The sequence below is a fragment of the Paraburkholderia sp. SIMBA_030 genome (assembly GCF_046535245.1).
In the GTDB taxonomy this organism is placed as follows: Bacteria; Pseudomonadota; Gammaproteobacteria; order Burkholderiales; family Burkholderiaceae; genus Paraburkholderia.
This window is the reverse complement of the sequence record NZ_JAWRXB010000003.1, coordinates 193,519-207,174: the sequence shown is the minus strand read 5'-3', so window position 1 is coordinate 207,174 and position 13,656 is coordinate 193,519. Positions and strand designations below refer to the sequence as shown.

Sequence of the window (13,656 nt, the reverse complement as noted above, 5' to 3'; positions counted from 1 at the left end):
ATGTCGAACCCGCCGCACGAGGCGCCTGCACTTACCGCTCACGTAGAACATCCCGGCTGGCGCGCGTTCCTGAATGCGCGCATGCTGATCTGCGTCTTTCTCGGCTTTACGTCGGGACTGCCGCTGTTCACGCTCGTGTATCTGGTGCAGGCGTGGCTACGCTCCGAAGGCGTCAATCTGAAGGAAATCGGCCTGTTTGCGCTGATCCAGTTTCCGTACACCTGGAAATTCGTCTGGGCGCCGCTGATGGACCGCTACGTGCCGCGTTTTCCGGGCTGGCGTCCGGGAAGACGGCGCGGCTGGATGCTGGTCACGCAGATTCTGGTTGCCGGCGCGATCGCGGCGCTCGGTTTTGTCTCGCCGCGCGATTCGATCTGGACGGTCGCGGCGCTCACGGCGCTGGTCGCGTTCTTCGGCGCGAGTCAGGACATCTCGATCGATGCTTACCGGCGTGAGCTGCTGAGCGACACGCAGCAAGGTCTCGGCAATGCGGTGCACGTGAACGCGTACAAGATCGCCGCGCTGGTGCCGGGTTCGTTGGCGCTGATTCTGTCCGATCATTTGCCCTGGGCCATCGTGTTCATCGTCACCGGCGCGTTCATGCTGCCCGGCATGATCATGACGCTGGTGGTGCGCGAACCCGAGGTGCACGGCACGCCACCCAAGAATCTGCGCGAAGCGATCGTGCAGCCGTTCAGCGAATTCATTCAACGCGACGGCTGGCGCGGCGCGCTGTTCGTGCTCGGCTTCATCTTCCTGTACAAGCTCGGCGACACTATGGCGACCACGCTGTCGACCTCGTTCTTTCTCGACATCGGCTTTTCACGCACGCAGATCGGCGTGATCGCGAAGACCACCGCGTTTGGCGCGAGTCTTGCCGGCGGGATTGTCGGCGGGATCTGGCTGATGAAGATCGGCATCGGCCGGGGGCTGTGGATTTTCGGCATCCTGCAGATGGTGTCCACGCTCGGTTTCGCGTGGCTCGCACATCTCGGGCCGGCTTCGCCCGGTCTTACCGCGATCTATGACATCGCCGTCTGGCTGAGCCAGGGCACGACGAAGCTGCTCGCGCTGGTCGGCGTCGACTGGGCCGTGCAGCTCGATCCGCGATCGGTCGCGCTCGCACTCGTCTACGGCCTCGAAACCTTCGCGACCGGCCTGACCATGGCGGCCTTCACCGCCTACATCGCCAGCACCACCGATCCGCGCTACACGGCCACGCAGTTCGCGCTGTTCACGAGTCTGGCGTCCGTGCCTCGCACACTGGCATCGGCGGCAAGCGGCTACGTGGTCGCCAGGATCGGCTGGTTCGACTACTTCATCGTGTGTACCGCGCTGGCGCTGCCCGGCATGCTGCTTCTGCTGCGGATCGCGCCTTGGAGAAGCCAGTCGTGACGGTGCTCCCGCCAAAGCGTGCGATGCGCGCGGATGCCTTTTCGGCTCAGCCCTTCAAGGCCAGCCGCGCCGCATTGCATGCGGCATTGGCGCTCGGCTATGCGGGCGTCACGCTAGCTGCGCCGCCAAGCGCACACGCGACAGCCATGCCTGCGGTCGCCACCAGCGCACCGGCACCGGCTACGGCACCAGCGGCACCGGCCGCGCCGCCGGCAAAATCGGCGCAGAGTGCAGCGAGCCCTGAGAATGCGACACCGGCGGCACCCAGCGCGAATAGCGCCGCAACCGCCGGCAGCGCAGCTGCCGCCGCTACGCCGCCCGCGCCGTCGCCCACGCCGCAACCACCGGTAACGGCCAAGACGCCCGCGCCTACCGCGACACCGCCCGCAGCTGCAAAAGCGCCCGCGGCCACCTCGACGCCAGCAGCGGCTTCAAGTCCTGCCGCGTCCGCGTCGTACGGTCCGAACGCGCAACTGCGCTACGGCGGCTACGTGGTATTCCGCAACCTGATTCCATCGCCGATGCTCGAGGCGCAAGCCGCCGACGAGTTCGACCAGATCGCCCGCGGCGCGGATCACGCGAACCGCCTGTACGGCGAGACCGATGCACACGTCACGCGCGTGCGTTCGATCACGGACAAACTGATCCCCTACTCGCTGAAATGGAACGAGCGGGCGAAAGGCTGGAAGTGGGATGTGGCGGTGGTGCGCTCGCCCGATATCCGCATGTACTGTCTGCCGGGCGGCAAGATCGTCGTGTATAGCGGCCTGCTCGACCGCGTGCATCTGAACGACAACGAACTCGGCATGCTGATCGGCCATGAGATCGCGCACGCATTGCGCGAGCATGCGCGCGAACGGCTCGGCGAGCAACAGGCGGAGCAACTGGGTTCGTCGGGCGCGATTCCGCAGATATTCGGGCTCGCCGATCTGGGCGCGGCGCCGCTCGGCATCGGTTCGCAGTTGCTGGAAATGAAGTACGAAAACACCGACGAAACCGAAGCCGACGTGATCGGCAGCGATATCGCGTCGCGCGCCGGCTTCGATCCGCGCGCGGCGGTCACGCTGTGGGACAAGCTGGCAACAGCAACCCACAGCAATCGCGAGCAAGGGTTCATCTACGTGCATCCGTACACGCAAGCGCGCCGCCAGGACATCATCAAGCGCTTGCCGGATATGCTGCCGCTCTATGCAAAGGCGGTCGGCAAAAGCGTGGATGCGCTGCCGGACTATGCCCGCATGGGCCGTCCGCGCCGCAAGCTGACCCGCGATTGAGTGTCGCGAGCCGCGCGATTGTGATGCGCTCGCGGCCCTTGCGGTTCGCTTGCGGCTCAGCCGGCTCCCATGTTGTGATTACTTCTTGAGCTTGTGGTCGTAGTCGACGGTCAGCGGCGCGTGGTCGCTGAATTTGATGTCGCGGAACACGTCGGTGCGCTTCGCCTTGCCTGCGATGCCCTGCGTCGCGATCTGATAATCGATCCGCCACCCGACGTTCTTCGCGTACGCCTGACCGCGATTGCTCCACCACGTATATTGCTCCGGGCGCTGATCGAGCGTGCGGAACACGTCGACATAACCGACTTCGTCGAACAGTCTGGTCAGCCACGCGCGTTCTTCCGGCAGGCAACCTGAGTTCTTCTGGTTGCCCTTCCAGTTCTTGATGTCGATCTCTTTGTGGACGATGTTGACGTCGCCGCACACGATCACTTCGCGCTCTTTAGCCAGCTCCGCGAGATGCGGCATGAACACGTCCATGAAGCGGTACTTGGCCTGCTGACGTTCTTCGCCGCTCGAACCCGACGGCACATACACCGACACGATCGACAGCTTGCCGAACCGCAGTTCGACATAGCGCCCTTCGGGGTCGAATTCCTCGCTGCCGAAACCGATCATGACTTCGTCCGGCTCATGACGCGTGTAGACGCCCGCGCCGCTATAGCCCTTCTTCACCGCATGCTGAAAATAGCCGGTGAAATCGTGCGGCGCCATGAATTCGGGCGTCATATCGTCTTGCGAGCATTTGATTTCCTGCACGCACAGCACGTCGGCTTTCTGTTCGCCGAACCATTCGAAAAAACCCTTCTTCGCCGCTGAGCGGATGCCGTTCAGGTTCGCGGTAATCACACGCAACATGTCGTTCCTCGTATGTTCAATTCGTTCAATTCGTTCGATTCACTTTGAGGCCGAAGGACGGATCACTCGACCCTGACGCCCTTCAGTGATTCTTTGGGAGGCGGATATTCGAGCTTCAACCCTTCGAACGTGCGCAACAGCAACTCGGCGACCATCACGTTACGATGCGTCTTCGAATCGGCCGGAATCACATACCACGGCGCGTAGTCCGTCGACGTGGCGGCTAATGCATCGCGATACACCGTCTGATATTGGTCCCACTGCTTGCGCGCGTCGAGATCGGACACATCGAATTTCCAGTGCTTGCTCGGATCGTCGATCCGCGCTTGCAGACGCGCACGCTGCTCGTCTTTCGAAATGTGCAGCATGCACTTGACGATGGTCGTGCCGTTGTATGCCAGCATCTCTTCGAACTGCCGAATGTGGCAGCTGCGTTGCTCGAATGCTTCGGCGCTCAGGTTGCCGAGCACGGTGGGCACCAGCAGATCCTCGTAGTGACTACGATTGAAGATCGTCAGCTCGCCGGCAGCCGGCGCTTGTGCATGCACGCGCCACAAGAAGTCATGCGCCAACTCGACAGGCGTCGGCGCCTTGAACGGCACGATGCGCAAACCGAGCGGATCGACTTCATGAAACACCGCGCGGATCGTGCCATCCTTGCCGCTCGTGTCCATGCCTTGCAAAACCAGCAACACGCGACGCTTTTGCTGCGCGTGCAAGCGCTCCTGCAACACGTCGAGCTTAGCTCCAATCCCCGCCAATCGTGCGCGGTCGCTTTCTTTCGAACCGGTTGAAAACGGCTTGGCGGCCGGGTCGAAATCGGCCAGCGAGAATTTGCCGTTCTTTTTGCCGGCATCGAAATACGGCACGCGGAAATCGTCGAGTTCGGGTTGCTTCGCCATTCACACACTCCGTGATCTGCGTTTAAACGGGCCCGCAAAATGAAACGGGCCGTTGCCCCACTTTCGTTTCCGGCAACAGCCCGCGATGGCTAAAGCTCGCGCCTCAGCCGTGCTTCTTCAACTGAGCTTCAACTCAGGACAGCTTCTTCTTCAGCAGTTCGTTGACCTGCGCCGGATTGGCCTTGCCCTTGGTCGCCTTCATCGCCTGGCCGATCAGCGCGTTGAACGCCTTTTCCTTGCCGGCGCGGAATTCCTCGACCGACTTCTGGTTCGCGGCAAGTACTTCGTCGATGATCGCTTCCAGCGCGCCGGTGTCCGAAATCTGCTTCAAACCCTTCGCTCCGATGATGCGATCGGCGGCGGCTTCGTCCGTGGCCTTCTCTTCCCAGATAGCGAGGAAAATTTCCCTGGCGATCTTGTTCGAGATCGTGCCGTCGGCGATACGTTGCAGCAACAGCGCGAGTTGTGCCGACGAAACCGGACTCCCGGCGATGTCCAGGCCTTCGCGATTCAGTTGCGACGACACTTCGCCCATCAGCCAGTTTGCAGCGACCTTCGCTTGCGCCGGGCCGACCTTGACGACAACCGCTTCGTAGTAAGCAGCCATTGCCTTGCTCGACGTCAGCACGTTGGCGTCGTACGGCGTCAGGCCGTATTGCGACACGAACCGTTGCTGAATCGCTTCCGGCAGTTCCGGCATCTCGCCCTTCACGCGCTCGACCCACGCCGCGTCGATCACGAGCGGCATCAGATCGGGATCGGGGAAATAGCGGTAATCGTGCGCGTCTTCCTTGCTGCGCATCGAGCGCGTTTCGCGCTTGTCCGGATCGTACAGACGCGTTTCCTGCACCACCGTGCCACCGTCCTCGATCAATTCGATCTGACGGCGCACTTCATACTGGATCGCTTCTTCGAGGAAGCGGAACGAGTTCAGGTTCTTGATCTCGGCGCGCGTGCCGAATTCCGCCTGACCGACCGGCCGCACCGACACGTTCGCGTCGCAACGGAACGAGCCTTCCTGCATGTTGCCGTCACAAATGCCGAGCCACGTCACCAGCGTATGCAGTGTCTTGGCATACGCAACTGCTTCAGCCGCGCTGCGCATTTCCGGCTCGGTGACGATTTCGAGCAGCGGCGTGCCGGCGCGATTCAAATCGATGCCGGTCATGCCCGTGAAGTCTTCGTGCAGCGACTTGCCCGCATCTTCTTCGAGGTGAGCGCGCGTCAGGTTGACGACCTTCTCGTATGCTTCCTTACCCGTCTTTTCATTGGCAGGCACTTGAATCGTCACCTGGCCGCCCTGCACGACGGGAATTTCGTACTGGCTGATCTGATAGCCCTTCGGCAGATCGGGGTAGAAATAATTCTTGCGCGCAAAGATGCTGCGCGGCGCGATGGTGGAGCCGATCGCGAGACCGAACTGGATGGCGCGCTCGACAGCGCCGCGGTTCATCACCGGCAATGTGCCCGGCAACGCGAGGTCGACGGGGCAGGCTTGCGTGTTGGGTTCAGCGCCGAACTGCGTGGCGGCGCCGGAGAAAATCTTCGATTTGGTCGACAGTTGCGCGTGGGTCTCCAGACCGATCACGACTTCCCATTGCTTGGTCATGGTGTTCACACTCCTGCCGGTGCTTTGCGGTGCCAATCGGTGGCGCGCTGGAACGCGTCGGCCACTTGCAGCATCCGGGCTTCATTGAAATAGTTGCCGATGATCTGCAGACCCACCGGACGCTGCGCATTCGCGCCCGCGCCGAAGCCGCACGGCACGCTCATGCCGGGCAAACCGGCGAGGCTCACCGACAGCGTGTAAATGTCGGCCAGATACATCTGCACCGGATCGTCGCCCTTCGCGCCGAGGTCCCACGCCACTGACGGCGAGACCGGTCCCATGATCACGTCGCACTGCTTGAACGCTTCCTGGAAATCCTGCGCGATGATGCGGCGGATCTTTTGCGCCTGCAGGTAGTACGCGTCGTAGTAGCCGTGCGACAGCACGTACGCGCCCACCAGAATGCGGCGCTTCACTTCCGGACCGAAGCCTTCGGCACGCGACTTCTTGTACATGTCCAGCAGATCGCGGTATTGCGCGGCGCGATGGCCGAAGCGCACGCCGTCGAAACGCGACAGGTTCGACGAGGCTTCCGCCGGCGCGATCACGTAGTACACCGGAATCGACAGTTCGGTTTTCGGCAGCGAGACGTCCACCAGCGTGGCGCCGAGCGCTTCGTATTGTTTCAGCGCGGCGTCGATCGAGGCGCGCACGTCATCGGCCAAACCTTCGCCAAAGTATTCCTTCGGCAAACCGATGCGCAGACCGGCGAGCGGTTTATCCGCGCCATCCTCTTTCCACGTCTTGCCGATGTAGCGCGTGAAGTCTTCGTCGTCGCGCGTGAGGCTCGTCGAATCGCGTGCGTCGAAACCGGCCATGGCGTTGAGCAGCGTCGCGCAATCCGCGGCGGTTTGCGCCATCGGACCGCCCTGATCCAGCGACGACGCAAACGCGATCATCCCGTAACGTGACACGCGGCCGTAGGTCGGCTTGATGCCGGTGATGCCGGAGAACGACGCCGGCTGACGAATCGAGCCGCCGGTATCGGTGCCGGTCGCAGCGGGCGCCAGGCGCGCCGCCACAGCCGCCGCCGAGCCGCCCGACGAACCACCCGGCACGGCCTGACGATCCCACGGATTCTGCACCGGGCCAAAGTACGAATTCTCGTTGGACGAGCCCATCGCGAACTCATCCATATTGGTCTTGCCCACGCACACCATGCCGGCGTTCTGCAAGCGCGCGACCACGGTTGCGTCGAACGGGCTTTCGTAGTTCGCGAGCATCTTCGAGCCGGCGGTGGAGCGCCAGCCCTTCGTCACGAACACATCTTTGTGCGCGATCGGCAGGCCGACCAGCGGGCCGGCGTGGCCGGTATGGAGCAGCGCGTCGGCCGCTTTCGCCTGCGCGAGCGTCAGATCGGCGTCGACCTGAATGAATGCGTTCAGGCTGTTGGCCGCGTCGATCCGCTTCAGATACAACTGTGCCAGTTCGACTGCGGAGCATTCCTTGGCAGCGAGTGCGGCACGCAGTTCGGTCAAGCTTTTTTCATGCATTGCGTTTCATCCTGAAGAGCGCGACAGCGCTTGCAACGCTGCCGTGGAGGCTTTCGGCTGCCCGCCGGCAAGCCGGGCCGAGAAGGCCGGATACAGTGGACACGCGAGCGCTGCTCCGCTGTGCGGCAGTCCGCTCGCACGCCGCGCCGGGCTTTATTCGATCACCCTCGGTACGAGGTACAGGCCGTCCTGGACAGCCGGCGCCGGGCGCTGGAAAGCTTCGCGTTGAACGGTTTCGGTTACGGCGTCGTCACGCAGACGCAGCGCGACGTCTTCGATCTGTTCGATCGGATGAGCAAGCGGCGCGATGCCGGTGGTATCGACTGCCTGCATCTGTTCGACGAGGCCGAAGAAATCATTGAGCTGGGCAAGCGTGTGCTCAGCGTCGGCGTCGGCCAGTTCGAGCCGCGCAAGATGCGCGATGCGTTTAACATCGGTCAGGGTCAGAGCCATGCAGTCACCGGAAAATGTGGTGGACCGCCGCAGCGCGGAAAAACAATGCTGCGACAGCGGGTTACGACACTGGAGGAACGCCTCGAAAAAGGGGCCAGCGGCGGCAAAAAGTGCCGTCCGTTTCCTTCAAATCATCCAAAATTATAAGGTATCATTACGCGTTCGACCCAAACCCGGACCGACTTACCAAGGCCTTTCTGGACAATTCCCACGGATAGTTCGGATTTTGCCAACATGGCTTTGCTCCGGCCTCCGGTAGACTCCCTCGCAGCTTCAAGTTCCTGTGGCGCCGCTTCCGCCCGGTTGAAGCTGTTATTTTTTCCGCTGCCGCCCTGCGCATACGTTGCGAGGCCCGGCGCCAAGCGAGACAGGATTTTGAATGTTCGGTTTTCTGCGCAGTTACTTCTCCAACGATCTGGCGATTGACCTTGGCACTGCCAACACGCTCATCTACATGCGTGGCAAGGGCATCGTTCTCGATGAACCGTCGGTGGTCTCGATCCGCCAGGAAGGCGGTCCCAACGGTAAAAAAACCATCCAGGCAGTCGGCAAGGAAGCCAAGCAGATGCTCGGTAAGGTGCCGGGCAACATCGAGGCGATCCGCCCGATGAAGGACGGCGTGATCGCCGACTTCACCGTCACCGAACAGATGATCAAGCAGTTCATCAAAACTGCTCACGAATCGCGCATGTTCTCGCCGTCGCCGCGCATCATCATTTGCGTGCCGTGCGGGTCGACCCAGGTCGAGCGCCGCGCGATCAAAGAAGCAGCTCACGGCGCCGGCGCTTCGCAGGTCTATCTGATTGAAGAACCGATGGCTGCCGCAATCGGCGCCGGCTTGCCGGTGTCGGAAGCCACCGGCTCGATGGTCGTCGATATCGGCGGCGGCACGACCGAAGTCGGCGTGATCTCGCTGGGCGGCATCGTGTACAAAGGCTCGGTGCGCGTGGGCGGCGACAAGTTCGACGAAGCCATCGTCAACTACATCCGCCGCAATTACGGCATGCTGATCGGCGAGCAAACCGCCGAAGCCATCAAGAAGGAAATCGGCTCCGCGTTCCCGGGTTCCGAAGTCAAGGAAATGGAAGTGAAGGGCCGCAATCTGTCGGAGGGCATTCCGCGCAGCTTCACGATCTCCAGCAACGAAATCCTCGAGGCCCTCACCGATCCGCTGAACCAGATCGTGTCGTCGGTCAAGATCGCGCTCGAACAAACGCCGCCGGAACTCGGCGCCGACATCGCCGAGCGCGGCATGATGCTCACGGGCGGTGGCGCACTGCTGCGCGATCTGGACCGCCTGCTCGCAGAAGAAACCGGCCTTCCGGTGCTCGTCGCCGAAGACCCGCTGACGTGCGTCGTGCGCGGCTCGGGCATGGCGCTCGAACGCATGGACAAGCTGGGCAGCATCTTCTCGTACGAGTAAGCGAGCCCGTCTCCATGCCAGTAGCGCGGATCAGGCAAACGGCCCCTTGTGGGCCGGCTTGCCGTTGGCTGGGCTTACCAGCCGCCGCGCACTGAACGCGCGTCCCTCGCGCGCCGCCGTCTCACCCAATCGCTCACGCCCCCGGCGCCGACCATGGAATACAGTCCGCCGCCCCTGTTCAAGCAAGGCCCGTCCGCGCTCGCACGGCTGGTGTTTTTCGTCGTGCTGGCGCTGGCCCTGCTGATCTCCGATGCGCGCTTCAAAACGCTTGAAATCGTTCGCGGCGTGCTCGGCGCGGGTCTTTATCCGTTGCAACGCGCGGCGCTCGTACCGCGCGACGTCTTCATGGGCGCGGCCGACCTGGCCGTGACCAGCGCCACATTGCGCAGCGAAAACGCCAAACTGCGCACCAAAGATCTCCAGTTGTCGCAGCAAGCCAATACGGCCGCCGAACTGGCCGCCGAAAACACCCACTTGCGCGCGCTGCTGCAACTGTCGCAGCGCGCGACCACGCAATCGCTGCCCGCCGAAATCCAGTACGACACGCGCGACCCGTTCACGCAGAAGGTGGTGATCGGGCGCGGTGCGCAGCAAGGTATTCAGAACGGCTCGCCGGTCGTCAACGAAGACGGCGTGATCGGTCAGGTGACGCGTGTGTTCCCGCTGCAAGCCGAAGTGACGCTGCTGACCGACAAGGATCAGGCGGTGCCCGTGCAAATCGTGCGCACCGGCTTGCGCAGCGTGATTTACGGCACGCCGAAGGGCGATGCGCTCGACCTGCGCTTCGTGCCGATCAGCGCCGACGTGCAAGCCGGCGACGAACTCGTCACCAGCGGGCTCGACGGCGTTTACCCGCCGGGTCTGCCCGTCGCCAAGGTAGTTCGGGTCGATAGACAGGCGGATACGGCGTTTGCCCGCGTCATCTGCCTGCCGGTCGCGCCGGTGCGCGGCGCGCGTCAGCTGCTGGTGCTGCACTATCTGAACAATGTGCCGCCGCGTCCGGCGGAAGAGCCCGATGCGGCCACCACCGCAAAGGACGCGAAGAAGAAGGGCGTGAACCCCGCGGACAGCAAGGCCGCCGCGGACAAATCCGCCGCCGGACCCGCCGAGAAATCGCCGCCGGCCAAACCCGCTGCAGCGGAGAAGAAATCGGCCACTGACAAGAAACCGGCCGCCGACAAGAACGCGAAGCCGCCAGCCAAGCCGGGGGTCCAGCCATGAACCGTCCGCAATATATCCTGCAGCCGGTCAACCCGTACTTCATCGCGTTTAGCCTCGCTGCGGCGTTTTTGCTGAACCTGATGCCGTGGGGACGCCTCCTCGGCGTGCCCGATTTCGTGGCGCTCGTGCTGCTGTTCTGGAATGTGCACCAGCCGCGCAAGGTCGGCATGGGCATCGCGTTTTTCCTCGGTTTGCTGATGGACGTGCATAACGCCAGTCTGCTTGGCGAACACGCGCTGGCTTATACGCTGCTGTCGTACGGCGCGATTACGATCCACCGCCGCGTGCTGTGGATGTCGCTCGGCGTGCAAGCCTTTGCGGTGATGCCACTTTTAGTCGTCGCGCAGCTGGTGCCGTTCGTGATCCGTCTGCTGACGGGCGCGGCGTTTCCGGGCTGGGGTTACCTGATCGACGGCTTCGTTGAAGCCGCGCTGTGGCCGATCGCCAGCGTGCTGCTGCTGATGCCGCAGCGCCGCCCGGCCGATCCGGACGATACGCGGCCGATCTAGCCATGCAACGCGCGTGCCGGCCATTCTGGGAACCCGCGTTCCCGGCCCGCTCGACGTGCATCGCTGTTCATGCCTCCCGGTTCCGGCCGGATTGGGCGCACACTCATGACGGCCGTCACACGGCCTTTTGCAGAATCGCATGACCGAATTCAAGGACACTCAGCAACAGCTCTCGAAGTTCCGCCTGCGCGTCGCGGCGGCGGGCCTGTTCGTGTTCGTGTGCTTCGGGCTGATCGGCTTCCGTTTCCTGTTCCTGCAGGTCTGGCACTACAGCAAGTACTCGCTGCAAGCGGACGAAAACCGCATCTCGGTCGCGCCGATCGTGCCGAACCGCGGCATCATCACCGACCGCAACGGCGTGGTGCTGGCCAAGAACTACTCGGCGTACACGCTCGAAATCACCGCGTCGAAGCTGAACGACACGCTCGAAAACGTGATCGACAACCTGGCCACCGTGGTGTCGATCGACGCCCGCGACCGGCGCCGCTTCAAGAAACTGCAGGAAGACTCGAAGAACTTCGAGAGCCTGCCGATCCGCACCCGCCTCACCGACGACGAAGTCGCGCGCTTCACCGCGCAGCGCTTCCGCTTTCCGGGCGTGGAAGTGCGCGCGCGCCTGTTCCGCCAATATCCGCTCGGGCCGACGGCAGCGCACGTGATCGGCTACATCGGGCGGATTTCGCAGCGCGACCAGGAACGCATCGACGACGCCAGCGATCAGAACGACAGCGATCCGGATCACTACGATCCGCGTCTGGATGCGAACAACTACAAGGGCACCGATTACATCGGCAAGATCGGCGTCGAGCAGAGCTACGAAACCGAACTGCACGGGCAGACCGGTTTCGAGGAAGTCGAGGTGACCGCCGGTGGCCGGCCTGTGCGCACGCTGTCGCGCACCCAGGCGACGCCCGGCAACAACCTCGTGCTGTCGCTCGATATCGGCTTGCAGCAGGTCGCCGAGCAGGCCTTCGCGGGCCGCCGCGGCGCGCTGGTCGCGATCGAACCGGCAACGGGCGACGTTCTCGCGTTTGTCTCGGCGCCGAGCTTCGATCCGAATTCTTTCGTCGACGGCATCGATCAGCAGACCTGGGACGAACTGAACAATTCGCCTGATCACCCGCTTCTGAACCGGCCACTGCACGGCACCTATCCGCCGGGCTCGACCTATAAGCCGTTCATGGCGCTCGCCGCGCTGACGCTGCACAAGCGCACGCCGGGCTGGGGCTTCCAGGATCCGGGCTCGTACACGTTCGGCGGCCACACGTTCCGCAACGATGTGCGCTCGGGCCAGGGTTGGATCGACATGAACCGCGCGATCGTCGTGTCGAACGACACGTACTTCTACATGCTCGCGCACGATCTCGGCGTCAATGCGATCGCCAATTTCATGAAACCTTGGGGCTTCGGCCAGATCACCGGCATCGACATCTCCGGCGAAGCGCGCGGCATCCTGCCGTCGACGGAATGGAAGCGCAAGGCGTACCGCAAGCCCGAGCAGCAGCGCTGGTACGAGGGCGAAACGATCAGTCTGGGCATCGGCCAGGGCTACAACTCGTTCACCATTCTGCAACTCGCCCACGCAACGGCAACGCTCGCGAACAACGGTGTCGTGATGAAGCCGCACCTCGTGCGCGACATTGAAAACCCGATCACGAAGGACACGCGTGCGGTCGTGCGCGATCCCAAAGACAGGATCGCCGTGAAGCAATCGGACATCGATATCATCAAGCGCGCGATGGAAGGCGTCGTGACGGACGGCACCGCGTCGAAGCTGTTCATCGGCGCACCGTATCTGGCGGCCGGCAAGACCGGCACCGCGCAGGTGTATTCGCTGCAAGGCACGAACTACAAGGGCCACGCGATCGCCGAGCATCTGCGCGACCACGCGCTGTTCATCGCATTCGCGCCTGCCGAACAACCGAAGATCGCGCTCGCGCTGGTCGTCGAAAACGGCGGCTGGGGTGCTGAAGCGGCCGGTCCGATCGCACGGCGCGTGCTCGATTATTACCTCGTCAGCAAGAACAGGCCCGGCGCTGAAGCAGCCGCCGTAGCGGCAGCAGCCTCGGCAACGCAGGATGCGTCCGCGCCGGAAGTCGGCGACGCACCGACGCCGCAGGAAGCGGCCCAGTCGGTCAAGATCGCGGCGGGCTTCACGGCGCTGCCGATACCGGGTGCGGCTTCGGCGGCAGCGGCAGCCTCGGCTGCGGCTGCCGCATCGGCACCAGCTGCGGCATCGGCGCCTGCTGCCACGGCTGCTGCATCCGGCGCTTCGGCGGCCGTTGCCGCCTCTGCGTCCACCACCACAAAGAATCCGCCGCCGCGCAAATCCGGCGGACCGCGTAAGCCCCGCCCGAGCAGCGAGGCGGTTCCGACCGCCGCCGCACGCCCCGAAGGAAGTCCCCTTGGGGGACGCCCCGGAGGACGTCCCGTTGGGGAACCGTCGCGGGATGACGGCATTCAGTCCACGCCGCCACGCCAGCCGGTTTCCGGCGGCATCGACGAGTAAGGAGAAAGGC

The 13,656-nt window shown here is 63.4% G+C and carries 11 protein-coding genes; 6 read left to right on the top strand and 5 right to left on the bottom strand.

The window, feature by feature from the left end; genetic code table 11:
- The gene (locus tag SB772_RS06245; protein ID WP_410832413.1) at nucleotides 1–1,395 is read left to right on the top strand and encodes an AmpG family muropeptide MFS transporter; all 1,395 of its coding nucleotides are present in this window, start codon (nucleotides 1–3) and stop codon (nucleotides 1,393–1,395) included.
- Nucleotides 1,396–1,418: 23 nt separating this feature from the next.
- Nucleotides 1,419–2,669 carry a M48 family metallopeptidase gene (locus tag SB772_RS06240; protein WP_410832635.1) on the top strand — a complete coding sequence of 417 codons (1,251 nt, stop codon included), beginning with the start codon at nucleotides 1,419–1,421 and terminating at the stop codon, nucleotides 2,667–2,669.
- Nucleotides 2,670–2,747: 78 nt separating this feature from the next.
- Here the strand turns inward: SB772_RS06240 and SB772_RS06235 are convergent, their stop codons facing one another.
- The 5 genes from SB772_RS06235 to gatC form a co-directional block, all read right to left on the bottom strand.
- The gene (locus SB772_RS06235) at nucleotides 2,748–3,527 is read right to left on the bottom strand and encodes an exodeoxyribonuclease III (RefSeq protein WP_410832412.1); all 780 of its coding nucleotides are present in this window, start codon (nucleotides 3,525–3,527) and stop codon (nucleotides 2,748–2,750) included.
- Between the two features lie 62 nt (nucleotides 3,528–3,589).
- Nucleotides 3,590–4,429 carry a PPK2 family polyphosphate kinase gene (locus SB772_RS06230; RefSeq protein WP_410832411.1) on the bottom strand — a complete coding sequence of 280 codons (840 nt, stop codon included), beginning with the start codon at nucleotides 4,427–4,429 and terminating at the stop codon, nucleotides 3,590–3,592.
- A 133-nt stretch (nucleotides 4,430–4,562) separates the two neighbouring features.
- Nucleotides 4,563–6,038 (bottom strand): Asp-tRNA(Asn)/Glu-tRNA(Gln) amidotransferase subunit GatB, encoded by a 1,476-nt coding sequence (gatB, locus tag SB772_RS06225; protein WP_410832410.1) that lies wholly within the window; start codon nucleotides 6,036–6,038, stop codon nucleotides 4,563–4,565.
- A gap of 5 nt (nucleotides 6,039–6,043) precedes the next feature.
- Complete coding sequence (gatA, locus tag SB772_RS06220; RefSeq protein WP_410832409.1) at nucleotides 6,044–7,531, bottom strand: Asp-tRNA(Asn)/Glu-tRNA(Gln) amidotransferase subunit GatA; 1,488 nt, start codon at nucleotides 7,529–7,531, stop codon at nucleotides 6,044–6,046.
- A gap of 153 nt (nucleotides 7,532–7,684) precedes the next feature.
- Complete coding sequence (gene gatC, locus SB772_RS06215) at nucleotides 7,685–7,984, bottom strand: Asp-tRNA(Asn)/Glu-tRNA(Gln) amidotransferase subunit GatC (RefSeq protein ID WP_410832408.1); 300 nt, start codon at nucleotides 7,982–7,984, stop codon at nucleotides 7,685–7,687.
- A gap of 379 nt (nucleotides 7,985–8,363) precedes the next feature.
- Between gatC and SB772_RS06210 the strand changes: the two genes are divergently transcribed.
- From SB772_RS06210 to mrdA, 4 genes are all read left to right on the top strand, one after another.
- Nucleotides 8,364–9,407 (top strand): rod shape-determining protein, encoded by a 1,044-nt coding sequence (locus SB772_RS06210; RefSeq protein WP_004189550.1) that lies wholly within the window; start codon nucleotides 8,364–8,366, stop codon nucleotides 9,405–9,407.
- A 153-nt stretch (nucleotides 9,408–9,560) separates the two neighbouring features.
- Nucleotides 9,561–10,628, top strand: a complete 1,068-nt coding sequence (gene mreC / locus SB772_RS06205) for a rod shape-determining protein MreC (protein ID WP_410832407.1) — start codon at nucleotides 9,561–9,563, stop codon at nucleotides 10,626–10,628.
- Nucleotides 10,625–11,137, top strand: a complete 513-nt coding sequence (mreD, locus tag SB772_RS06200) for a rod shape-determining protein MreD (RefSeq protein ID WP_410832406.1) — start codon at nucleotides 10,625–10,627, stop codon at nucleotides 11,135–11,137. Before mreC ends, mreD begins: the two co-directional genes overlap by 4 nt.
- 139 nt (nucleotides 11,138–11,276) lie before the next feature.
- Nucleotides 11,277–13,646, top strand: a complete 2,370-nt coding sequence (mrdA, locus tag SB772_RS06195) for a penicillin-binding protein 2 (protein WP_410832405.1) — start codon at nucleotides 11,277–11,279, stop codon at nucleotides 13,644–13,646.
- The last annotated feature ends 10 nt before the right edge of the window (nucleotides 13,647–13,656 follow it).

What these genes read in the sequence shown, in the direction of transcription:
- mreD (WP_410832406.1), top strand. Translation starts at nt 10,625, where the DNA reads ATGAACCGTCCGCAATATATCCTGCAGCCGGTCAACCCGTACTTCATC.
- SB772_RS06210 (WP_004189550.1), top strand. Translation starts at nt 8,364, where the DNA reads ATGTTCGGTTTTCTGCGCAGTTACTTCTCCAACGATCTGGCGATTGAC.
- gatB (WP_410832410.1), bottom strand. Translation starts at nt 6,038, where the DNA reads ATGACCAAGCAATGGGAAGTCGTGATCGGTCTGGAGACCCACGCGCAA.
- mreC (WP_410832407.1), top strand. Translation starts at nt 9,561, where the DNA reads ATGGAATACAGTCCGCCGCCCCTGTTCAAGCAAGGCCCGTCCGCGCTC.
- mrdA (WP_410832405.1), top strand. Translation starts at nt 11,277, where the DNA reads ATGACCGAATTCAAGGACACTCAGCAACAGCTCTCGAAGTTCCGCCTG.
- gatC (WP_410832408.1), bottom strand. Translation starts at nt 7,984, where the DNA reads ATGGCTCTGACCCTGACCGATGTTAAACGCATCGCGCATCTTGCGCGG.
- SB772_RS06235 (WP_410832412.1), bottom strand. Translation starts at nt 3,527, where the DNA reads ATGTTGCGTGTGATTACCGCGAACCTGAACGGCATCCGCTCAGCGGCG.
- SB772_RS06245 (WP_410832413.1), top strand. Translation starts at nt 1, where the DNA reads ATGTCGAACCCGCCGCACGAGGCGCCTGCACTTACCGCTCACGTAGAA.
- SB772_RS06230 (WP_410832411.1), bottom strand. Translation starts at nt 4,429, where the DNA reads ATGGCGAAGCAACCCGAACTCGACGATTTCCGCGTGCCGTATTTCGAT.
- SB772_RS06240 (WP_410832635.1), top strand. Translation starts at nt 1,419, where the DNA reads ATGCGCGCGGATGCCTTTTCGGCTCAGCCCTTCAAGGCCAGCCGCGCC.
- gatA (WP_410832409.1), bottom strand. Translation starts at nt 7,531, where the DNA reads ATGCATGAAAAAAGCTTGACCGAACTGCGTGCCGCACTCGCTGCCAAG.